We start from the raw sequence: 22,165 nt of genomic DNA on the forward strand, positions 1-22,165 counted from the left end.
GGCCCGTCGTCTTCGCGTAACTTCCGAAAACAACGGCCCCGCACCCGGATCAGGATGCGGGGGCTTTCCTCCCTCATCTGATGCGGACGGGGCCTCCCTAACGAGGTCTGTCGATGTCATCGCCTGTTGTTTCGCTCGAACCCGCTGCTGTTGCCGCCTCTTCCGCACGCACCGTTGTGCACAAATTCGGCGGCACGTCGGTGGCCGATGCCGAGCGCTATCGGCATGTTGCGCGCCTGTTGCTGGCGCGAGAGGAGACCGTGCAGGTCACCGTGGTCTCGGCGATGAAAGGTGTCACCGATGCCTTGATCGAGCTGGCCGAGCTGGCTTCGCAGGACCGCCCGGAGTGGCGCGAGCGCTGGCATGACACGCGCGCACGCCATCGCGGTGCAGCGGTGGCCTTGCTCGGCGAACATTCGGGTCCCACGGTGGAATGGCTGGACGAACGCTTCGAGCATCTGGCGCAGATCCTGGGTGCCTTGGCGGTGATCGGCGAGTTGCCGCGCGAGGTGCTCGACCGCGTGCAGGGCCTGGGCGAGGTGTATTCGGCGCAACTGCTGGGCGATCACTTCCGCGCGATCGGCGAAGACTGCGCGGTACTGGATGCGCGCGATGTGCTGGTGGTCAACCGTGGTGAGCTCGGCGTGGATGTGGACTGGGATGTCAGCGCGCAGCGGCTTGCGACCTGGCGCCAGGCGCATCCGCAGGCGCGGGTCGTGGTGACCGGATTTGTGGCGCGCGACCGCGCCGACCGGATCACCACGCTGGGGCGCAACGGCAGCGATTATTCCGGCGCGATCTTCGCGGCCTTGTTCGATGCCGAGGAGTTGCATATCTGGACCGACGTGGATGGCGTGCTGTCGGCCGATCCGCGCGTGGTGCCGGAGGCGGTGCAGCTGGAAACCTTGAGCTACGACGAGGCCTGCGAGCTGGCCTATTTCGGTGCGAAGGTGGTGCACCCGCAGACCATGTCGCCGGCGATCGAGCGCGGCCTGCCGATCATCATCCGCAACACCTTCCAGCCGGAACATCCGGGCACGCGCATCACCGCCAGCAGCGCGGTGAGCGGGCCGATCAAGGGGTTGACGCTTAGCCCCGACCTGGCCGTGCTGAATCTGGAAGGCACCGGCTTGATCGGCGTGCCAGGCACTGCCGAGCGCGTGTTCGCGGCGCTGCGGACGGCGCAGGTGTCGGTAGTGATGATCTCGCAGGGATCGTCCGAGCATTCGATCTGCTGCGTGGTCAAACAACACGAATCCGAGCGTGCACGCAATGCGTTGTTGCAGGCGTTTGCGCACGAACTCACCGTCGGCCAGGTGCAGCGTGTGCAGTTGACCACCGGCATCAGCGTGTTGGCGGCGGTGGGCGATGGCATGGCCGGCCAGCCGGGTGTTGCTGCGCGCTTGTTCGAATCGCTGGGGCGCGCACAGGTCAATATTCTTGCCATCGCGCAGGGTTCGTCGGAGCGCAATATCTCGGTGGCCATCGATGCGGCGCATGCGACCAAGGCCTTGCGCGCGGCGCATGCCGGCTTCTGGCTGTCGCCGCAGACGTTCTCGGTGGGCGTGATCGGGCCGGGCAATGTGGGCGCGGCGTTGCTGGATCAGTTGCGCATCGCGCAGCCGCAATTGCTGGGCAAGGCCAATATCGACCTGCGCTTGCGCGCGGTGGTGTCGCGTGGCCGCATGTTGCTCGACGAGCGCGGTCTGGTGGGCAACTGGCGCGATGCCTTCGCGTCCGCAGCCACCGCGACCGATCTGGAGCGTTTCACCACGCATCTGCTGTCTGCGCATCTGCCGCATACGGTGATCATCGATTGCAGCGGCAGTGCCGAAGTGGCCGACCGCTATGCGGGTTGGTTGGCGGCCGGTATCCACGTGGTGACGCCGAACAAGCAAGCCGGCTCCGGCCCATTGGCGCGCTACGAGGCGATCCGTGCAGCAGCCGATGCCAGTGGCGCGCGTTTCCGTTACGAGGCCACCGTGGGTGCAGGCCTGCCGGTGATCACCACGTTGCGCGATCTGGTCGATACCGGCGATGCGGTGACCTCGATCGAAGGCATCTTCTCCGGCACGTTGGCGTGGCTGTTCAACAAATACGACGGCAGCGTGGCGTTCTCCGAGCTGGTCACCCAGGCGCGGGGCATGGGCTACACCGAGCCGGACCCGCGCGATGATCTGTCGGGCGTGGATGTGGCCCGCAAACTGGTGATTTTGGCGCGCGAAGCGGGGCGCGCGATCAGCCTGGAAGACGTCAACGTGGAAAGCCTGGTGCCCGAAACCTTGCGCCAGGCCAGTGTGGATGACTTCATGGCGCATCTGCAGGACGTGGACGCGGGGTTTGCGCAACGGCTGGCCGATGCGCGCGCACGCGGCAATGTGTTGCGCTATGTCGCGCAGCTGCCGCCCGATCGCGCGCCCAGCGTGGGCCTGGTGGAACTGCCGGCCGATCATGCGTTCGCCAATCTGCGTCTGACCGACAACGTGGTGCAGTTCACCACGCGGCGTTACTGCGAAAACCCGCTGGTGGTACAGGGCCCGGGCGCCGGGCCGGAAGTCACCGCGGCCGGTGTCTTTGCCGATCTGCTGCGCGTGGCGGCGGGCGAGGGGGCGCGGTTGTGAATCAGGCGGTGAGCGGTCAATCCGCAGTCGCGCATGCGCAAGCAAGCGGTGTTTCGTTCGGCATGGGCGCTCTGCACGAAGCGCGCGCCTTCGCACCCGCATCGGTTGCCAATGTCGCCGTGGGCTTCGACCTGTTGGGGTATCCGGTCGATGGCGTGGGCGATACGGTGACGGTACGTCTCATCGATACGCCTGTGGTACGCATCGCCGCCATTCGCGGCACCACCGTCGCGTTGCCGCTGGATGCCGAGCGCAACACCGCCGGCGCCGCCTTGATGTCGCTGCGCGCTGCATTGGAGCTGCCTTACGGCTTTGAAGTGGAGATCGACAAGGGCATTGCGCTGAGCTCGGGCATGGGTGGCTCGGCAGCCTCGTGCGTGGCCGCGTTGGTGGCGGCAAACGCGCTGCTGGACACGCCGTTGAGCAATACGCAGTTGTATCAGCATGCGCTCGATGGCGAAGCCGTCGCCAGCGGTAGCCGGCATGGCGACAATCTGGGGCCGCTGTTTTTAGGGGGCTTGGTGTTGTGCACGCTGGAGCGGCTGGTGCCGATCGCGGTGCCAGCGGCGTGGCATAGCCTGTTGGTGCACCCGGACGCAGTGCTGGAAACCCGTCGCGCGCGCGAGGCCCTGGCCGGCGATTATCAATTGCGCGAGTTTGTCGCGCAGAGCACCAATCTTGCGTTAGTGCTGGCGGGTTGCCATGCCGGCGATGCAGGGTTGGTGCGCGCGGGCTTGCGCGATGTGCTGGTCGAGCCACGCCGTGCGCCATTGATCACCGGCTTTGCCGCCGCCAAGCAGGCTGCGCTGGAGCATGACGCAATGGGCGCGAGCATTTCCGGTGCCGGCCCCAGCGTGTTTGCATGGTTCGAAACGCGCGCCGCCGCGCAAGCCGCTGCGCCTGCGGTGCAGGCTGCCTTCGCCGCTGCCGGGTTCGATAGTCAGTCCTGGGTGTCGCCGATCGCCAGCCCGGCCGCACGGCTGATCGAATGAGCCGGCATCTGCATGTCCCGGCTCGGCAGGATGCAGCGTGCGGCGTGTGGACCACGCAACACGCTGCAAGCAGCTCATTCCACCACGACCTCGCTGATCTGCATCACCGGGCTGAGGTCGGTGTAGTTGGCGATGTCACCCAGGATCTCCGTCGCGTGCGGGCCGAAGCTGGCGTTGAAGGCTTCCACCGAGTCGCAAAAGATATGGCACATGCCGATGAAGGCCGGCGCGCTGCCGGGTTCGCCGCCACTGAGTCCCTTGTCCACCGTGTAACGCAGGCAGGCCGCACCCATGCGCGCGGCCACCAGCGGCATGTGCTGGTCGCGGTAGTAGGTGTGGTCGAAACGGGCGCCTTCGCGGTAGGGGTACATCACACTGACCTTGATCATCTGCCGACTCCACGGAAAGGTGCGCGCAGCATAGCGCCGTGCCGGCGCGCGCAGGCGACCATTCGGCGGAACGCAGCAACCGCGCCAGCCATGCCCATTGCCTCGATCATTTCATTGCCGGGTCACGCCCGGTCCTGTTTTTGCCTGGAGTCACGCTGATGTTCATCTCCACCCGTGGCGGCGCACCCGCCGCAAGCCTGAGCCAGGCGATTGCCGCCGGCCTGGCCCCCGATGGCGGACTGTATGTGCCGCAGACCTTGCCGCCGGCGCGCACACTGGCCGCCGGTGCCGACCTGGCCGCGACAGCCACCACCTTGCTGCAGCCGTTTTTCGAAGGCGATGCGTTGGCGCCCGAGTTGCCCGCCATCTGCACCGAGGCGTTCGATTTCCCCGCGCCGCTGGTGGCGCTGGCCACGCCCGGCGACTACGCGCTGGAGCTGTTTCATGGCCCGACCGCTGCATTCAAGGATTTCGGTGCGCGCTTCCTGGCTGCCTGCCTGACCCGTTTGCGTCGTGCCGAAGACCGTCCGCTCACCATCCTGGTGGCCACGTCCGGTGATACCGGCGCTGCGGTGGCGGCGGCATTCCATCGCCAGCCGGGCTTGCGCGTGGTGGTGCTGTATCCGGACGGGCGGGTGTCGCCGCGTCAGGCGCATCAGCTGGGCTGCTTTGGCGACAACATCCAGGCGTTACGGGTGGCCGGCTCGTTCGACGATTGCCAGGCGATGGTCAAGCAGGCCTTGAGCGACACAGCGCTGCAGACGCAGGTGCCGCTGAGCTCGGCCAACAGCATCAGCCTGGGCCGCTTGCTGCCGCAGATGAGCTACTACGCGCATGCCGCCCTGCAGCACCAGGCGACGGCGGGCAGTGTGCTGAATCTGGTGGTGCCCACCGGCAATCTGGGCAACGGGCTGGCCGCGATCCTGGCGCGCGCGCTCGGGGTGCCGTTGGGCACGATCGCGCTGGCGTCCAACGCCAACCACGTGTTGCCGGATTACTTTGCCGGCGACGACTACGCCCCGCAGCCCAGCGTGGCGACCCTGGCCAATGCGATGGACGTGGGTGCACCAAGCAATTTCGAGAGGCTGCGCTGGTTGTACCAAGGTGACGATGCGGCGCTGCGCGAGGCTTTTCGCGCCCTGTCGGTAGACGATGCGGCCATCAGCCACACCATCCAGCAGCGCTATGCGCGCTACGGCGAAGTGCATTGCCCGCACACCGCCACCGCAGTGCATGTGCTGGAGCAGCTTCGTGCCGAAGGTGCCGAGGGCGTGACCGGCGACTGGGCCGTGGCTGCCACCGCGCATCCGGCCAAGTTCGAAGGGGTGGTGGAGCCGTTGATCGGCCGCGCGGTCGATGTGCCGCCAGCATTGGCGGCGCTGCTGCAACGTCCGGCACACGCCGAAGCACTGGCGCCGGATTACGCCGTGTTCCGGCAGCGTCTGCTTGCGGATGCGGCCTGAGCCAAACGCGTTCAGCCAGCCGGGGTTGGAAAGTGCCGTGCATGGGGCTATCTCTATCGGGGTGCGGCCCCGGCGTGGCGCCGCGTTCGATGTGGGTTGCTGCATGTCTTATCGAGTGATTGCCGTTGCCGCCGCGTTGTGCGGATGGGCAGCGGCGGGGACGGCCGTGGCGGCCGATACCATGGCTGCGTCCCCGGTATCGCCATTGGGCGCGCCGCGTGCGGGGCTGATCGATGCCTTGGCGCGTCAGGCGCCATCGTTGGACCGCCAGGTTCTGGCGCTGGCTACCGAAGCGTTGCAATGCGCGCGTCAACGCCAGCAGGTGGGCGATGAGCGTGTGCTCAGCGTCATCGACTACAGCCGGCCGTCGACCGAACGCCGGCTATGGGTGTTCGATCTGGCGCGGCAGCGGTTGTTGTTCCAGGAATGGGTGGCGCACGGGCGCAATACCGGCGAGAACCTGGCCGCGAAGTTCTCCAACGCCGATGGCAGCTTCCAGTCCAGCCTGGGGGCGTTTACCGCGCAGGAGTCCTACACCGGCCACAACGGCTATTCGTTACGGCTCAAAGGCCTGGAGCCGGGTTTCAACGATCACGCGCGCGACCGCGCCATCGTGATCCACGGTGCGCCCTACGTCAGCGAGGCCATCATCCGCAGCCAGGGGCGGCTGGGCCGCAGCCTTGGCTGCCCGGCAGTGCGGCCGGCAGTGGCCAGGCAGCTGATCGACACCTTGCGCGAGGGCGCGTTCGTGTTCGCCTATTACCCGGATCGTGCCTGGTTGCGGCAGTCGCAACTCCTCAGCAGCGGCTGCGGTGCATCGGTGGCGAGTGCGGGTGGGCGTTGAAGTGTCGTGCGCTGCGTGCTGATTCGAGAACTCAGTTGAGAACACAGCCGGCGTGAGTTGAGCGCATCTGCGCTGTCGCATTGCGTGCCGCCATCCGGCCAGCACACAGCTGCCTTCGTCGTCACTGCTGGCACTGCATCGACGCCAATACGCAGTGGCGCGGCGATGCAATCAAACCAGGTGTTCAACCACCATCGACCAGATAGCGCTCAGACCGTGTCGCCCGCCAGGCTGCGAAGGGCGGCGTAGTCCAGGATCTGCACCAGCTGCAGTTGCGGTAGCGCGATCAGCTGCTGTTGCCTGAGTTTGGTGAAGGTGCGGCTCACCGTTTCAATGGTCAGTCCGAGATGGTCTGCGATGTCGCCGCGGCTCATCGGCAGTGCCACGGTGTCGCCGCTGGCACCGGGCTGGGTGGAGCGGGCGGCCAGGCGCAGCAGAAAGTGCGCCAGCCGCTCGCTGGGTTGCAGCCGCGCCAGCAGCAGGCCGGTGTCCTGCGCGGCGGCCAGTTCCATGCTGGCGCGCTGCAGCAGCTTGCGCTCCAGATGCGGGTAGCGATCGCGCAACTGGCGCATCTGCGCCATCGGCGTACGACACACGCGGCTGTCGACCATGGCTTCGATATCGTGGCGGTGCTGCGCGGTTTCGGTCAGCCCTACATAGTCGCCTGGCAGCACGAAACCGGTGATCTGGCGGCGGCCATCGGCCAGCGTGCGCACCAGGCGCAAGGCACCGGAGGTGACGGTGTAGACGTGCTGGCGGGCATCGCCGGCACGCACCAGCGTGCTGCCGGGTGCATAGCTGGACGCTGTGGTGGCCTCATCGAGTGCGTCCATTTCCTGCGGCGACAACGCCGCGCAGATCGCACGGCCGCGGACCGTGCATAGCGCGCAATCGGAGCTGCGCGCGTCGCTGCCGGATGCCGCGCCGGGCGCCGGGCAGGTCACGCTGGGGTCTGAAAGCTGCCGATACATGGGTCACGCACTGCCTGGGACGCAGATCGATGATACGCCATGCGCTCAGCGCGGCCGCCCAGCCGGTAGAATTGCCGGCTCGCCCCAGTCGTTCTGCAGGAGTTTCGCTCGTGATCAAGCCCCGTACGCCGCCCGGCATCATGGAATTGCTGCCACGCGAGCAGATCGCGTTCCAGCGCATGCTGGACGTCATCCGCCGCAACTACGAGCGGTTCGGGTTCCTGCCGGTCGAGACCCCGGTGTTCGAGCTGTCCGACGTGCTGCTGACCAAATCCGGCGGCGAAACCGAGCGTCAGGTCTATTTCGTGCAGTCCACCGGCGCGCTGGCCAATGCGGCTGCCGCAGCTGACGAAGGTGCCGAAAACGGCGGCTTGCCGGAGCTGGCGCTGCGCTTCGACCTCACCGTGCCGCTAGCGCGCTATGTCGCCGAACACGAGCACGATCTCAGCTTCCCGTTCCGTCGTTATCAGATGCAGCGCGTGTACCGCGGCGAGCGTGCGCAGCGCGGGCGTTTCCGCGAGTTTTACCAGTGCGATATCGATGTGATCGGCAAGGATGCGCTGAGCATCCGCTACGACGCCGAAGTGCTGGCGGTCATCCACGCGGTGTTTGCCGAGCTGGGCATCGGCGATTTCAAGGTGCAGTTGAACAACCGCAAGTTGCTGCGTGGGTTCTTCGAAAGTCTGGGTGTGGCCGAAGGCGAGTTGCAGCTGGCGGTGTTGCGCGAGGTCGACAAAATCGACAAGCGCGGCGCCGATTATGTGCGCGACACGCTGGTGGGCGAGGGCTTCGGCATTGCTGCCGAGCAGGTCGCCAAGATCCTGGCCTTCGTGGCGGTGCGCTCAAGCGGCCATGCCGATGCGCTGGTGCAGTTGCAGGCGCTGGAAGCCTCGGTCGGCGCCAGCGCGACGCTGGGCGAGGGCATTGCCGAATTGCGCGAGGTGCTGGAGCTGGTCAAGGCGCTGGGCGTGCCGGAAAGCGCGTACTGCCTGAACTTCTCGATCGCGCGCGGGCTGGACTACTACACCGGCACCGTCTACGAAACCACGCTCACCGACCACCCGCAGATCGGCTCGATCTGCTCCGGCGGCCGCTACGAAAGCCTGGCCAGCCACTACACCAAGTCCAAGTTGCCGGGCGTGGGCATCTCGATCGGCCTGACCCGCCTGTTCTGGCAGCTGCGCGAGGCCGGCCTGATCCAGGGCATCGCCGAAAGCAGCGTGCAGGCCATGGTGGCGCTGATGGACGAAACCCGCCTGGACGACGCGCTGGATATTGCGCGCCGGCTGCGCATCGGTGGCATCAACACCGAAGTGCAGATGGAGCCGAAGAAGGTCGGCAAGCAATTCCAGTACGCCGCCCGCGCCGGCATCCGCTTTGTGGTGCTGGCCGGCGACGACGAACTCGCGCGCGGCGTGGTAGCGGTCAAGGATCTGGTCCGCGAGCAGCAGTTCGATGTGGCGCGCGAAGAGTTGGCGAGCACGCTGCAGGTGGAGTTGGAACAGGCCAAGGCAATGTTGGTGGCTGGGGGCGACAAGGCCGGTTAAGCGGATGGTTCGGCCAACGCGCTTGGCTAGGCCCAACCGACTGATCGCTGCGAAGACGAACCCACTGATGCCTGGCATCAGTGGGTTTTTCATTGCCTGCATGTAGCTGATTCGGATTTCGGCCTGAACAGTTCGCGTCCCAGGCCTTGTCGCTAGTGCACGATTTGCGTTAATGTACTAACACGCTATTACATTAACGCAATGAAACAACGACCCGCTCCCCGCGAAACCACCGACGTCGCCGCCTCCCTCAAGATGCTGGCCGATGCACTGGCATGCCTGACCGAGCCCGGTTCGGTCGAGGCATTTCTGCGCGATCTGTGCACGCCCGCCGAGCTGGAGGCCATGGCCGACCGCTGGCGGGTGGTGCCGCTGCTGATCAAGGGCGTGCCGTACCGAGAAATCCACGAGCTGACCCAGGTCAGCGTGACCACCATCGGGCGCGTTGCGCGCACCCTGGATCATGGCGCCGGCGGCTATGCCGAGGCCTTGCGCGAGCAGTCGTCGCGCCCTGTCGATTCCCACTGAGAGAACAAGATGAGTGCTTCCACGGCAGCGCCGGCACGTGACCGGTTGCGTATTGCCATCCAGAAAAACGGCCGTCTGGCCGAGCCGGCGCGCAGCCTGCTGGCCGCCTGCGGGCTGAGCTGGCGGCAGAGCCGCGACAAATTGTTCTGCTATGGCGAATCGTTGCCGGTGGACTTGCTGCTGGTACGCGATGACGACATCCCGGGCCTGATTGCCGATGGCGTCTGCGACCTGGGCATCGTGGGCCAGAACGAGCTGGACGAGCAGGCGTCGTCGCGTCGTCGCGCTGGCTTGCCGGCTGCGTACCACGCTGTTCGCGGGGTCGGTTTCGGCCAGTGCCGGCTGATGCTGGCAGTGCCGGAAGAATGGGACTGGCAGGGCATCCAGCAACTTGCAGGCAAGCGCATCGCCACCAGCTACCCGGCGATCCTGGCCGACTGGCTGGAGCGGCAGGGCATTGATGCGGCGGTGGTGGAATTGTCGGGTTCGGTGGAGATCGCACCGCGCCTGGGCACTGCCGACCTGATCTGCGACCTGGTGTCCAGCGGCGCGACGTTGGCGGCCAACCAGCTCAAGCCGGTGGAGCTGGTGATGGAAAGCGAGGCCGTGCTGGCCGGCGCCGTACGCGAGCCGGCCGATGCGCGCGCCGCGTTGCTGGCGATGCTGCTGCGACGCATGGACGGCGTGCTCAAGTTGCGCGACAGCAAACTGCTGATGTTCCGTGCCGAACACGGCAACGTGGATGCCCTGCGTCGCCTGCTGCCCGATGCCGACCCGCTGGTACAGCTGCCAGACGATGGCAACGGCGCACTGCGGCTGCAGACCATGTGCCACGGCGCGGTGACCTGGCAACGGTTGGAAGAACTCGAACGCGCAGGTGCGCAAGGCTTGATGGTGTTGACAGTGGAGCGCTCGCTGGCATGAACATTCTCGATTGGTCCCAACTCGACAGCGCGTCGCGTACCGACGCCTTGACGCGCCCGGTGCAGACCGTGGCCACACAAACGCGTGACGCTGTCGCCAGCTTGATCAGCGATGTGCGTGCCCGTGGCGATGCGGCGTTGCGCGAAATCACCGCGCGTTTCGACGGCGTGTCGCTGGACAGTTTTGCAGTGAGCGCGGCCGAATTCGCCGCCGCCGAGGCCGCCGTGGCACCGGAGCTGCGCCAGGCCATGCAGGATGCCGTGGCACGCATCGACACCTTCCACCGCGCCGGCATGAGCGAGGGGTATGCAGTGGAAACCGCACCAGGCGTGGTCTGCGAAAAGATCGTGCGGCCGATCGGGCGGGTGGGGTTGTACGTGCCGGCTGGCAGCGCGCCGTTGCCGTCGACCGCGTTGATGCTCGGCGTTCCCGCGCGTCTTGCCGGCTGTCGCGAGGTCGTGCTGTGCACGCCGCCGCGCAAGGATGGCAGCGTGGATCCGGCAGTGCTGGTGGCCGCGCAGCTCACCGGCGTGCGTCGCGTGTTCAAGCTCGGCGGCGCGCAGGCGATTGCGGCGATGGCCTATGGCACCGAGTCGGTGCCGAGCTGCGACAAGTTGTTCGGGCCTGGCAATAGCTACGTCACCGAAGCCAAGCAGCAGGTGGCGCAATCCGGCGCGGCAGCGATCGACATGCCGGCCGGTCCGTCGGAAGTGCTGGTGATTGCCGATGCCGGCGCGCAGCCCGCCTTTGTGGCTGCCGACCTGCTATCGCAGGCCGAACATGGCCCAGACTCGCAGGTCTTGTTGTTGTCCGACAGCGATGCGTTGATTGCCGCCGTGCAAGTGGAGTTGGATGTGCAACTGGCGCAGCTGTCGCGTGCCGCTATCGCCCGTCAGGCGCTGGCGCAGTCGCGGCTGGTCAAGGTGCAATCGCTGGACGAGGCATTTGTGATCAGCAACCGCTATGCGCCCGAGCACTTGATTCTGGCGCTGCGCGAACCGCGCGCATGGTTGAACCAGGTGGAAGCGGCCGGCTCGGTATTTCTCGGCGACTACACACCCGAAGCCTTGGGCGATTACTGCAGCGGCACCAACCATGTGTTGCCGACCAGCGGCGCGGCGCGCGCGTATAGCGGCGTGAGCGTGGCCAGCTTCCAGAACATGGTCAGCGTGCAGGCGGCGAGCAAGGCCGGCATCGATGGCATCGGCGAGTGCGCGTTGATTCTTGCGCGCGCCGAAGGCCTGGATGCGCATGCCAATGCGGTGGCGCTGCGCATGGGAGTGGCGGCATGAGCACGCCATCGATTCTTGAGTTGGTGCGCGAAGACCTGCGTGCATTTGCCGGCTATTCGTCGGCGCGCACCAGCGCGTTGCAGGGCGATGTCTGGCTCAACGCCAACGAATCGGCCTGGGGCAACCCGGCCGATCCCCACGGCAGCACGCGACGCTATCCCGACCCGCAACCCAAGGGCCTACGCGTGGCGCTGGCAGAGTTGTATGGCTGCGCCCCCGAGCAACTGCTGATTGGCCGCGGCAGTGACGAAGCGATCGACCTGCTGGTACGCGGCCTGTGCGTGCCCGAGCGCGATGCAGTGGTGGTGACGCCACCGGTGTTTGGCATGTATGCGGTCTGCGCGCGCTTGCAGAATGCGCCGCTGGTGGAGGTGCCATTGGTCGATGGCAGCGATGGATTCCATGCAGACATCGCCGCCATCGTCGAGGCGGCACTGGCCTCGAAGGCGAAGCTGGTGTTTTTGTGCTCGCCCTCCAACCCGGCGGGGTCGGCGATTGCGTTGCAGGACATCGAAGTTGCAGTGCAGGCGCTGCAGGGCAAGGCGCTGGTGGTTGTGGACGAAGCCTACGGCGAATTTTCGGACGTGCCATCTGCGGTGACGCTGCTGAGCCGCTACGACAATCTTGCCGTGCTGCGCACCTTGTCCAAGGCGCATGCGCTTGCCGCTGCACGCATTGGCTGCCTGATCGCCAATGCCGAATTGATCGCGTTGTTGCGACGCTGCCAGGCCCCGTATCCGGTCCCCACGCCGTGCGCGGTGATGGCCGAGCAAGCGTTGTCTGCGCCGGCACTGGAGGTCACACGCCGGCGGATTGCCGAGGTGCGCAGCGAGCGTGAGCGCGTGCGTGTGGCATTGACGCAGCTTGCCGGCGTCCGCCAGGTGTATGCGTCGCAAGGTAACTTTTTGCTGGTGCGGTTCGACGACGCAGAGGCTGCCTTCCAGGCGCTGTTGGAAGCCGGCGTGGTGGTACGCGATCAACGCGCGGTGCCGCGCCTGTCCGATGCATTGCGCATCACGCTGGGCACGGTCGAGCAGAACCAACGCGTGCTTGGCGCGCTGCAGCGCAAGCAGGAGGCCGCATGACCCCGATACTTTTTGTCGACCGCGATGGCACGCTGATCACCGAGCCGGCCGACTACCAGATCGACGCCTACGAGAAGCTGCGCTTTGTCGATAACGTGATTCCGGCCATGCTCAAGCTGCGCGATGCCGGCTATCAGTTCGTCATCGTCACCAATCAGGACGGTCTGGGCAGCGAGAGCTATCCGCGCGCCGCATTCGATGGCCCCAACAACTTGATGCTGCAGATCTTCGCCAGCCAAGGCATCGAGTTCCGCGAAGTGCTGATCGACTGCAGCTGGCCGGCCGATAACGCGCCCACGCGCAAGCCTGGCGTTGGGCTGATGGTGCCTTATCTGCAAGACCGCAACATCGACTGGGCGCGCTCGGCGATGGTGGGCGACCGCCTCACCGATATCCAGTTTGCGCAGAACCTCAACATCCGCGGCTTCCAACTACGCACCGACGAATTCGGCGGCGACTGGGATTGGCCGGGCATCGCGCACGAACTGGCCGATGCGCCACGGCGTGCGGTGGTTCAGCGTAATACCAAAGAAACCAAGATCCGTGTCGAGCTGGACCTGGATCGCGTGGCCGAACCGCATACCGCCACCGGCCTGCCGTTCTTCGATCACATGCTGGAGCAGATCGGCAAGCACGGCGGCTTTGCGCTGGATATCCGCGCCGACGGCGACCTGCATATCGATGAGCACCACACCATCGAAGACACCGGCCTGGCGCTGGGCCAGGCACTGCGCGAAGCCCTGGGCAACAAGCGCGGAATTGGCCGCTATGGGTTCGATCCGGCCGAAAGCCCTTGGCTTGCGGCGGGCGAGGGCGCGCAACACGGGTTCACCTTGCCGATGGATGAAACCATCGCCAGCGCTGCGCTGGATTTCAGTGGCCGGCCGTACTTCGTGTTCGATGGTGAGTTCAAGCGCGAACGCGTGGGCGATATGCCCACCGAGCTGGTCCCGCATTTCTTCCGTTCCATCTGCGATGCGTCCGGCTTGAACCTGCATCTGAGCGTGCGGGGCGAGAACGATCACCACAAGGTCGAGGCGTGCTTCAAGGCGCTTGCACGCGCCTTGCGCCAGGCGATCCGTCGCGAAGGCACGGCGCTGCCCTCGACCAAGGGCGCGCTATGACTGACCTTGCGCTGATCGACGCCGGTGGCGCCAATCTGGGCTCGGTGCGCTACGCATTGGAGCGGCTCGGCGTGGAAGCCCGACTGGTGCGCGATGCGGCTGGTTTGCAGGGTGCCGATCGGGTGATCCTGCCCGGCGTCGGCGCGGCACCGGAAGCGATGAAACGGCTGCGTTCACAAGGATTGATCGAGCCGCTGCGCCAGTTGCAGGTGCCATTGATCGGCATCTGCCTGGGCATGCAGCTGCTGTTCGAGCGTTCCGAAGAGGGCGATGTGGAATGTCTGGGCCTGTTGCCGGGTGTGGTGCGCCACATGACGCCGGCGCTTGGCATCCGCGTGCCGCATATGGGATGGAACCAATTGGTGCCGATGCGCGAATCGGCCTTGCTGGCCGGCCTGCCCGAACGCGCCAGCGCCTATTTCGTGCATGGGTACGCCGCGCCAGTCACCCCGGATACGGTGGCTGCTTGCGATCACGGCGGCTTGTTCACTGCAGTGGTGCAGCAAGGCCTGCGTTGCGGCGCGCAGTTTCACCCGGAGCGCTCAGCCGAGACCGGTGCCCGCATCCTGCGCAATTTTCTTGAGATGAGCTTCCCATGAGTTTTACCGTTTACCCGGCGCTGGATATCCGCAACGGCCGCGTGGTGCGCTTGTTGCAGGGCGATTACGCGCGCGAAACCCAGTATGGCGACGATGTGCTGCCGCGTGCGCAGGCGTTTGCCGATGCCGGCGCACAGTGGATGCATCTGGTGGATCTGGATGCGGCCAAGGCCGGTGGCTATACCTTGGCCGGCACGCTGGGCGAGATTGCGCGCGCCACCGGCTTGCAGGTGCAGACCGGCGGCGGCGTGCGTTCGCGCGACGATGTGGCGCACATCCTCGACGCCGGTGCGGCGCGCGTGGTGATCGGCTCGCTGGCGGTGCGCGAGAGCGACACCGTGATTGCATGGTTGCAGGAATTCGGCGCGGATCGCCTGACCATTGCGCTGGACACGCGGCAGGATGCGGCGGGTGTGTGGCAGCTGCCGGTGCATGGCTGGACCGAAGCGGCCGAGGCCACGTTGGACCAATTGGCGGTGCGCTACGCGCAGGCCGGCCTGCAGCACCTGCTGTGCACCGACATCGCACGTGATGGCATGTTGTCCGGGCCGAACATGGACCTGTACGCGCATCTGCGTGTGCTCACGCCGCAGCTGCAGGTGCAGGTCTCCGGCGGCGCGCGCAATCTTGCCGACGTCGCCGCGGCCAAGGCCTCGGGCTGCGCCGGCATCGTGCTGGGCAAGGCCTTGCTCGAAGGTCACCTGGATCTCAAGGACGCACTGGCATGTTGAGCCGTCGCATCATTCCCTGCCTGGACGTGCGCGATGGGCGTGTGGTCAAAGGCGTCAAGTTCCGCGACCACATCGACATGGGCGATATCGTCGAACTCGCATTGCGTTATCGCGCGCAGGGCGCCGATGAGCTGGTGTTCTACGACATCGGCGCCAGCCCGGAAGGGCGCTCGGTCGATTACACCTGGGTCGAGCGCGTGGCGCGGCTGATCGACATTCCGTTTTGCGTTGCCGGCGGCATCCGCGATGTCGAGACGGCGCGTGCGGTGTTGCACGCCGGTGCCGACAAGATTTCGATCAACTCGCCTGCACTCGGACGCCCGCAGCTGATTTCCGAACTGGCCGATGCCTTTGGCGTGCAATGCGTGGTGGTCGGTATCGATTCCATTCGCGAAGAAGACGGCCAGTGGCGGGTACGTCGCTACACCGGCGACCCCAGCAAGACCCAGGCGCTACCGATGCGCACGCTGGATTGGGTGGCCGAAGCGCAGCGTTTGGGCGCCGGTGAGATCGTGCTCAATTGCATGGACAACGACGGCGTGCGGCGCGGCTACGATATTGCGCAGTTGCGCCAGGTGCGTGCGCTGTGTCGGGTGCCGTTGATCGCGTCCGGTGGTGCCGGCGAACTGCAGCACTTTGCCGACGTGTTCGACCAGGCCGATGTGGACGGCGCCCTAGCCGCCAGTGTGTTTCATAGCGGCGCGATTCCGATTCCGGAACTCAAGCAATTTTTGCGCGCGCAACAGATCGAGGTACGTGATGGGCAGTGACACCGTGGCAACCGACGACGCGCTGCAGGCGCTGGACTGGAGCAAGGGCGATGGCTTGTTGCCGGTCGTCGTGCAGGATGCCGACAATCTGCGCGTGCTGATGCTGGGCTACATGACCGCCGAGGCGTTGGCAGTGACGCAGCAGCGCGGCGAAGTCACCTTCTTCAGCCGCAGCAAGCAACGCTTGTGGACCAAGGGCGAAAGCTCGGGCAACGTGTTGCGTGTGGTGTCGATCGAAGCTGATTGCGACGCCGATACGCTATTGGTGTTGGCGCGTCCGCATGGTCCCACCTGCCATCTGGGTCGCACCAGTTGTTTTCCGAGCGCGCCCGGTCAATTCCTCGGTAGCCTGGATGCATTGATCGCCACGCGCGAGCGCGAGCGGCCGCATGGCAGTTACACCACCCAGCTGTTCGAGCAAGGCATCCGCCGCATCGCGCAGAAGGTGGGCGAGGAGGGCGTGGAAACCGCCCTGGCCGGCGTGGTGCAGGGCGATGCGGAGTTGCTCGGCGAATCGGCCGACCTGCTGTACCACCTGATCGTGCTGCTGCGCGCACGCGGCCTGGGCCTGGGCGATGCAGTGGCATTGTTGGAGTCGCGGCACAAATAAAGCGATTGGTAGGAGCGTACCCGGGCGCGACGCGTTACCGACAAGGCCCACGTCGCGCCCGGGTGCGCTCCTACGACGTGGTGTGGTGTGCCCGTCTCGTTCACGTTGCCGCAGAGCAGGTACACGTCCCGTCGGTCTTTGCGTAGGAACGCACCAGGGCGCGATTGGGGTGTTACCGGTAAAGCCCCGTCGCGCCCAGGTGCGCTCCTACGATGCGATGCGGTGTGATGTGGTTTGCACGCCTACGCCGTGCACATTGCCTCGGCGGGTACAATTTCCGCTGGTCTTATCGCGGGAACACGCATGCAGCTTCGCTTCGCTCTTCTAGCCCTGGGTGTGCTCGCCGGCAGCGCGTACGCACGCGATGCGGTGGTCGATGGCATCGTGTACGAAGAGCGCGACGGGCATGCCGGCCGCAGTGCCGATGAGTCCGGTCTTGCCGATGTGGCGGTGTCCAACGGCACGCAGATCGTGCGTACCGATGCGCAAGGTCGCTATCGTCTGCCGGTGCGCGAGGGGCAGACGGTGTTCGTGATCAAACCGGGCGATCGCAGTTTTGTGCCCGCCGCTGATGGCTTGCCCGGGTTCTGGCGGCACTACGCGCCGCGCGGTTCGATCAAGCGCAAGTATCGCGGCATCGCCGCGACCGGTCGCAAGATGCATGACTGGAATTTCGCGCTGACGCCGCGCACGCAGGCGGCAGGCAGCGGATTCGACATGCTGGTGTTTGCCGACACCCAGACCGCCAGCCTCACCGATGTGGGCTATTACCAGCGCGATATCGTGGCGCCGCTGGTCGGCAAGACCGCCGCCCGGCTCGGCACCACATTGGGCGACATCGTCAGCGACGATCTGAGCCTGTATCCGACCTTGAACAAGGTCACCACGCAGCTTGGCGTGCCGTGGTTTCATGTGCCCGGCAATCACGATCTGAATTTTGATGCCGGCGACGATCTGCAGTCGCTCGACAGCTGGCGTGCGGCGTACGGGCCAGACACCTACGCGGTGGAAGAAGCCAACGCCAGCTTCGTGTTTCTGGACGATGTGATCTATACGCCCGGCGGCAAGCCGGCGTATGTGGGCGGTCTGCGCGAAGACCAGTTCGTGTTTCTGCAGAACTATCTGGCGCAGCTGCCGCGTGAGCGCCTGCTGGTGCTGGGCATGCATATCCCATTGTTCGATGCAGCCCCGGGGCAGGAGACCTTCCGGCATGCTGACCGTAGCCGCCTGTTCGCGCTACTGAAGGATTTCCCGCATGTGCTGGTGCTCAGCGGGCATAGCCACACGCAGCGGCAGGTGGAGCATGGCGCGGACGAAGGCTGGCAGGGCGCGCGCCCGTTGCACGAATACAACGTTGGCGCGGCCTGCGGTGCGTTCTGGTCCGGCGTCAAGGATGCCGACGGCATTCCCGCTGCGACGATGAGCGACGGCACGCCCAACGGTTATGCAGTGCTGAAGGTCGCTCACAGCGGCGACTACACCCTGGCCTATCACGCCGCGCGCGCGGCCGACGATGCGCAGCTATCGCTGTCTGCGCCCAAGGTGCTGCGGCAGGGTGCGTATGCGGCCTGGGGCGTGTACGCCAATGTGTTCATGGGGCAGGACAGCACCGTGGTGGAGTCGCGTATCGACGGTGGGCCGTGGCAGGCGATGAAGCGCGTCGAGCGTGCGGACCCGGCGCTGCTTGCGGAGAATGCGCGCGACGATGCAGCGCCGGAACTGCGTGGTTACGACCGCTCGCCCGAAGCCACACCATCGACGCATCTGTGGCGCAGCGCGTTGCCCACCACGCTCGGCGTTGGCGAACATGTCGTCGAGGTGCGCGCCACCTTGCCGACCGGGCAATACAGCGCACGCACGGTGTATCGCTTGCAGCGCGCCGACCCTTGAGCAGATGCGCGCGTGCAAGGCGGCAAGAGGCGGTGCGGTAACGCCCGCCGCGCCCAAGTCCGCTCCTGCGGCATCGCTGGGGGGCTCGGTATCGAGCCCCACAAACGCAAACGCCTCCACGAAGGAGGCGTCTTGAGATCCGGGCTGGCAGGCGAAAGCGCGCTGGCGAAGATCGGTGCTGGCTGGCGAGGTGCTGGCTGGCTGCGCGAGTGTAGCGATGCGCAGACATTGCTGGCGAAATGAGAATTAGTCTCAGCGCGTCGGCTTTATCGCGATGATGCGGGCGTCGGGCGAGTCGGCGCTTTGCGTCGCGACGCAGTCGACGCAGGCGATGCTGGCGTCGCCGCTCCCGCCGTATCGGCTGCCGGTTCGGCGTCAGCCTCGCTCTGCGCTTCGGCGTCCATATCGGCGTTGGGCTCGTCCTCCAGCGGTGGATACGGATAGGCAACTGCCGGGCCGAGGTGCAGCCCGGCGCGCCAGCGCGCCAGTACCGGCGCAATGCGCCGGCCCAGCGATTGTTGCGGCAACGACGGCAGCTCGCCGTCCTGTTTCTCGCGCGCGGTGATCGCCGTCTTGGCCATGTCGAAGGCGGCCAGCGGATCGTCGCTGCGGTTCATCGCATCGATCAGCCAGGCTTGGCCGAAGTAGGTGGCATTGGACGTGTTGCCACAGCCGAACGATGGCCGATCGGCACGTGCCGCGGTCAGGACTAGCGTGTCCGGCGAGCGCAGCGCCGGAATGAAGCCGCCCGAATAGCAGGCCGACAGCACGATGATGCGATTATCGATACCGGCATCGTCCAGCGCCTTGCGCAGATCCTGCGGGCTGATGAAGTCTTCTTCGTTCTGATCCACCTGCACATACAGCGTGTGGTCTTCGGTACCGTGGGTGGTGACGAACAGCAGCAGCGCATCTTCCTTGCGATCCATGCGCTTGCCGATCGCAGCGAGCGTGTCGTAGAGATTGTCGTAGGTCGCTAGCGGTGCGTACGGCTGCTCGCCCAGATTGTCCGGATTGTTGACCAGCGTGACCACGCGGCCGCGCGCGTCGAAGCGTTGTTCGAACAATTGCTTGAGGTACAGCGTTTCGTTGCGAAACACGTCGTCGCTCGCGTCGCCGGCAAAGCCGACGACATATAGATCGGTGACGCCGCTGCGTTGCGGCTGCACGGCGGCCAGCGCTTTTTTCAGCGCGGCCTGGTCGACCGGGTCCACCTGCGCCGCGTCGTCCGCTGTCTGTGCCGGCAACGCCGCGCCCGCATCGGGATGACAGCCGGCAACCAGCAAGACCACGGCGAGCAGCACCAGCATCCGGCGCATCAACGCGTGCGACGCCAAGCGTGATTGGAGCGATGGGGACAACGCCGATGCCTCGATGATGCGTGGAATGGGAATGTGTGGGGCGGTCGATCGAACGTTGCATCTGGCGACTGCGACTGCCCTCAGACAGATGCGGAGACTGCTCAAGCCGGCAGGAGCGCGGCGCAGGCCAGAACGCATCGTCCAGCCTTGCAAGCCGCTGCGCATCGTCTTCCAACCCGTTGTTGGCGCATGCATCAGCTGGCGAACCAGTTACTCCACTGACGCATGCACGAGCTGCAAGCGGTTGCGCCAAGCCAGCCTGCTTATGTGGCTTCAACACGACTGTGCCGCTTGCAAGATGTGCCCTCCTGCGACCGCAATCAGTCGTCGTACAAGGGCCAATCCATCACATGACGCTTCGGTCCAAGTGCCTGTAGGTCCTACGTCCAACGCATCACACACGGCGTTCTTGCAACCTCACCGGCCGCCGCACCGCGACAGCCGATGTCTCAGCAAACCTGCCGGCTCAGAACACCAGCTGCGAGAAACTTTCCACGCGCAGGTGGCTGCCCACGTCCTCGGCCGAGCGTGGCGTTGGGTAGTCTTCGCGGCGGTCCAGCAGCGCGGTGCGCATGCCGGTGCGCTTGGCGGCGTCGAGTTCTTCGATCACGTCCGACAAGAACAGGATCTCCGTTGCAGGCTTGCCGATGCGCTCAATAATGCGGCGATAGCTGGCGCTCTCGCGCTTGGGGCCAAGCTCGGTATCGAACCAGTCGGTGATCAAACCACTCAGGTCGCCGGCATCGCTATGCGCGAAGAACAGCTTCTGCGCCGGTACCGAGCCGGACGAATACACGTACAGCGGAATGCCCTGCGCGTGCCAGGCTTGCAGCTGGATCGCCGCATCGGCATAGATGTGCGCGGTGAAGTCGGCGGTCTTGTAGCCGTCGCCCCAGATCAGGCCTTGCAAGGCCTTGAGCGCGGTGTGCTTGCGGTCCTCGTCGATCCAGGTCTGCAGCGTGGTGATCAACACCTCGTCCGGCACGTCTTCGCCGATCTCGTCGGCCACCTGGTTGAGCCAGTGACGCACCTGCGGGTGATTGCCGTGCTCGCGCACGTAGGCGGGCATGGCACGGCGTGCATACGGAAACAGCACGTCCTTGACGAACGAAATGCTGCTGGTCGTACCTTCGATATCGGTGAGGATCGCTTGCGGTCGTGTCATCGTCAGCTGGCCTTGTGAGGTGTCTCGGGGGCGTAGCGGGGGAATTGTTTGGCGATTTCGGTGCCGGTGAAATGTCCGACCCAGCCGTCCGGCTCGGTGAAGAAGCGGATCGCCACAAAATGCGGCTCCGGCCCCATGTCGAACCAGTGCAAGGTGCCATCGGGCACCGCGATCAGGTCGTCCTTGACGCACTCGATCTCGTAGACCTTGGCATCCACGTGCAGCGTGAACAAGCCCGAGCCGGCGACGAAGAAACGCACCTCGTCTTCCTTGTGGAAGTGTTCGTCCAGGAACTTGGCGCGCATTTCTTCGCGCTTGGGGTTATCCGGCGCGATGCTCACCACGTCCACGGTCTTGAAGCCGCGCTCGCTACTGATGCGGTCGATATCGGCGCGATAGGCGGCCATCACCTGTTCGGGCGTGGCGCCGGGTTCGACCGGCTGGCTGGCAGCCCATCGCTCGAAGGTGACGCCGATCTTGACCAGCTCGGCGGCGATCGCATCGCCATCGCGGCTGTCGAATTCCGGTGTGGTCGGGTTGGTGTCGGCAAAGATACGCAGTCGGCTCATGGCGGTCTGGCTCACGAATGGGGGACGGACAACACTCAGCGCGGGCCGCGCAGTTTCAGCAGTTCGAGTTCGCAATGCAGCAGGAATTCGAACGCTTCCAGATGGCGGCGTGCCTCGGCCATGTTGCGGCCCCAGGCATACAGGCCGTGTCCTTCGATGAGATACCCCCACATGCTCTGTTTGTCCAGCAAGGCCTCGACCTGCGCGGCCAGCACCTGCATGTCCTGGGTGTTGGCGAACACCGGCACGTCCATCGCGGTGTCGTGGGTGGTATTGCCTTCGAACGCCTTGAGCAATTCGTAGCCTTCCAGGCGGATCGCGCCGCTGCCGGCATACAGGCGGGACGCAATTGTCTGCACCGGCGAATGCGTATGCAGCACGCAGCCGATCTCCGGGAAGCGGCGATACAGCTGGGTATGCAGCAAGGTTTCGGCGGATGGACGCAGCGGGCGGCCAACGGCCTGGCCATCGAAGTCCACCACCATGATGTCTTCTTCGACCAGGCGGCCTTTGTCGCGGCCGGAGACGGTGATCGCGGCGTGCTGTTCGTCCAGACGATGAGAAAAATTGCTGCTGGTGGCGGGCGTCCAGCCGGCCTGGGCCAGCTCGCGGATGTTACCGATCAGCAACTGCGCCAGCTCGTGCAAACGGGCGGCGCTATAGGGCAGGGGGGCAGTGGTCGCATTCATG

At 65.6% G+C, this 22,165-nt stretch carries 21 protein-coding genes; 15 read left to right on the forward strand and 6 right to left on the reverse strand.

Annotation, left to right across the window (positions count from 1 at the left end):
- The first annotated feature begins 113 nt into the window (after positions 1-113).
- Both thrA and RQH86_RS02790 read left to right on the forward strand, forming a co-directional pair.
- Complete coding sequence (thrA, locus tag RQH86_RS02785) at positions 114-2,621, forward strand: bifunctional aspartate kinase/homoserine dehydrogenase I (RefSeq protein WP_311239572.1); 2,508 nt, start codon at positions 114-116, stop codon at positions 2,619-2,621.
- 62 nt (positions 2,622-2,683) lie between these two features.
- Positions 2,684-3,613, forward strand: coding sequence for a homoserine kinase (locus tag RQH86_RS02790; protein WP_311239571.1), 930 nt, complete (start codon positions 2,684-2,686; stop codon positions 3,611-3,613).
- A gap of 74 nt (positions 3,614-3,687) precedes the next feature.
- Here RQH86_RS02790 and RQH86_RS02795 read toward each other — a convergent pair whose 3' ends face one another.
- On the reverse strand, positions 3,688-4,002 hold the full coding sequence (locus tag RQH86_RS02795; protein ID WP_311239570.1) for an EthD family reductase: 315 nt from the start codon (positions 4,000-4,002) through the stop codon (positions 3,688-3,690).
- A 158-nt stretch (positions 4,003-4,160) separates the two neighbouring features.
- On the opposite strand from RQH86_RS02795, the gene thrC reads away from it, so the two are divergent.
- Both thrC and RQH86_RS02805 read left to right on the forward strand, forming a co-directional pair.
- Positions 4,161-5,465 (forward strand): threonine synthase, encoded by a 1,305-nt coding sequence (thrC, locus tag RQH86_RS02800; RefSeq protein ID WP_311239569.1) that lies wholly within the window; start codon positions 4,161-4,163, stop codon positions 5,463-5,465.
- Between the two features lie 103 nt (positions 5,466-5,568).
- Positions 5,569-6,309 carry a murein L,D-transpeptidase catalytic domain family protein gene (locus tag RQH86_RS02805; RefSeq protein ID WP_311239568.1) on the forward strand — a complete coding sequence of 247 codons (741 nt, stop codon included), beginning with the start codon at positions 5,569-5,571 and terminating at the stop codon, positions 6,307-6,309.
- Between the two features lie 209 nt (positions 6,310-6,518).
- On the opposite strand, the gene RQH86_RS02810 is transcribed toward RQH86_RS02805, so the two are convergent.
- Positions 6,519-7,142 (reverse strand): helix-turn-helix domain-containing protein, encoded by a 624-nt coding sequence (locus RQH86_RS02810; protein ID WP_311239585.1) that lies wholly within the window; start codon positions 7,140-7,142, stop codon positions 6,519-6,521.
- A 248-nt stretch (positions 7,143-7,390) separates the two neighbouring features.
- Here RQH86_RS02810 and hisS point away from each other — a divergent pair, with 248 nt between their 5' ends.
- From hisS to RQH86_RS02865, 11 genes are all read left to right on the forward strand, one after another.
- Positions 7,391-8,827, forward strand: coding sequence for a histidine--tRNA ligase (gene hisS / locus RQH86_RS02815; protein WP_311239567.1), 1,437 nt, complete (start codon positions 7,391-7,393; stop codon positions 8,825-8,827).
- Positions 8,828-9,028: 201 nt separating this feature from the next.
- Complete coding sequence (locus tag RQH86_RS02820) at positions 9,029-9,355, forward strand: YerC/YecD family TrpR-related protein (protein ID WP_055846394.1); 327 nt, start codon at positions 9,029-9,031, stop codon at positions 9,353-9,355.
- A gap of 9 nt (positions 9,356-9,364) precedes the next feature.
- Positions 9,365-10,279 (forward strand): ATP phosphoribosyltransferase, encoded by a 915-nt coding sequence (hisG, locus tag RQH86_RS02825; RefSeq protein WP_055846396.1) that lies wholly within the window; start codon positions 9,365-9,367, stop codon positions 10,277-10,279.
- On the forward strand, positions 10,276-11,571 hold the full coding sequence (gene hisD / locus RQH86_RS02830) for a histidinol dehydrogenase (protein WP_311239566.1): 1,296 nt from the start codon (positions 10,276-10,278) through the stop codon (positions 11,569-11,571). Before hisG ends, hisD begins: the two co-directional genes overlap by 4 nt.
- Positions 11,568-12,656, forward strand: coding sequence for a histidinol-phosphate transaminase (gene hisC, locus RQH86_RS02835; protein WP_311239565.1), 1,089 nt, complete (start codon positions 11,568-11,570; stop codon positions 12,654-12,656). The genes hisD and hisC overlap by 4 nt, the downstream gene beginning before the upstream one ends.
- Positions 12,653-13,780, forward strand: a complete 1,128-nt coding sequence (hisB, locus tag RQH86_RS02840; RefSeq protein ID WP_311239564.1) for a bifunctional histidinol-phosphatase/imidazoleglycerol-phosphate dehydratase HisB — start codon at positions 12,653-12,655, stop codon at positions 13,778-13,780. The genes hisC and hisB overlap by 4 nt, the downstream gene beginning before the upstream one ends.
- The gene (gene hisH, locus RQH86_RS02845; protein WP_311239563.1) at positions 13,777-14,379 is read left to right on the forward strand and encodes an imidazole glycerol phosphate synthase subunit HisH; all 603 of its coding nucleotides are present in this window, start codon (positions 13,777-13,779) and stop codon (positions 14,377-14,379) included. The genes hisB and hisH overlap by 4 nt, the downstream gene beginning before the upstream one ends.
- The gene (gene hisA / locus RQH86_RS02850; RefSeq protein ID WP_311239562.1) at positions 14,376-15,110 is read left to right on the forward strand and encodes a 1-(5-phosphoribosyl)-5-[(5-phosphoribosylamino)methylideneamino]imidazole-4-carboxamide isomerase; all 735 of its coding nucleotides are present in this window, start codon (positions 14,376-14,378) and stop codon (positions 15,108-15,110) included. Before hisH ends, hisA begins: the two co-directional genes overlap by 4 nt.
- The gene (hisF, locus tag RQH86_RS02855; protein ID WP_055846413.1) at positions 15,104-15,880 is read left to right on the forward strand and encodes an imidazole glycerol phosphate synthase subunit HisF; all 777 of its coding nucleotides are present in this window, start codon (positions 15,104-15,106) and stop codon (positions 15,878-15,880) included. The genes hisA and hisF overlap by 7 nt, the downstream gene beginning before the upstream one ends.
- Positions 15,870-16,490 carry a bifunctional phosphoribosyl-AMP cyclohydrolase/phosphoribosyl-ATP diphosphatase HisIE gene (gene hisIE / locus RQH86_RS02860; protein WP_311239561.1) on the forward strand — a complete coding sequence of 207 codons (621 nt, stop codon included), beginning with the start codon at positions 15,870-15,872 and terminating at the stop codon, positions 16,488-16,490. Before hisF ends, hisIE begins: the two co-directional genes overlap by 11 nt.
- Before the next feature lie 303 nt (positions 16,491-16,793).
- Positions 16,794-18,380: a calcineurin-like phosphoesterase family protein gene (locus RQH86_RS02865; protein WP_311239560.1), complete on the forward strand. Its 1,587-nt coding sequence runs from the start codon at positions 16,794-16,796 to the stop codon at positions 18,378-18,380.
- A gap of 266 nt (positions 18,381-18,646) precedes the next feature.
- Here the strand turns inward: RQH86_RS02865 and RQH86_RS02870 are convergent, their stop codons facing one another.
- The 4 genes from RQH86_RS02870 to RQH86_RS02885 form a co-directional block, all read right to left on the reverse strand.
- A complete protein-coding gene (locus tag RQH86_RS02870) occupies positions 18,647-19,699 on the reverse strand; it encodes a C13 family peptidase (protein WP_311239559.1) in 1,053 nt (350 codons plus the stop codon).
- A gap of 508 nt (positions 19,700-20,207) precedes the next feature.
- Positions 20,208-20,906 (reverse strand): acireductone synthase, encoded by a 699-nt coding sequence (gene mtnC, locus RQH86_RS02875; RefSeq protein WP_055846422.1) that lies wholly within the window; start codon positions 20,904-20,906, stop codon positions 20,208-20,210.
- 2 nt (positions 20,907-20,908) lie between these two features.
- On the reverse strand, positions 20,909-21,475 hold the full coding sequence (locus tag RQH86_RS02880; protein ID WP_115512852.1) for an acireductone dioxygenase: 567 nt from the start codon (positions 21,473-21,475) through the stop codon (positions 20,909-20,911).
- A gap of 35 nt (positions 21,476-21,510) precedes the next feature.
- Complete coding sequence (locus RQH86_RS02885) at positions 21,511-22,164, reverse strand: methylthioribulose 1-phosphate dehydratase (protein WP_055846428.1); 654 nt, start codon at positions 22,162-22,164, stop codon at positions 21,511-21,513.
- Position 22,165: the final 1 nt, after the last annotated feature.

It is taken from the genome of Xanthomonas sp. WCS2018Noco2-27 (genome assembly GCF_031843525.1).
Taxonomy (GTDB): domain Bacteria; phylum Pseudomonadota; class Gammaproteobacteria; order Xanthomonadales; family Xanthomonadaceae; genus Xanthomonas.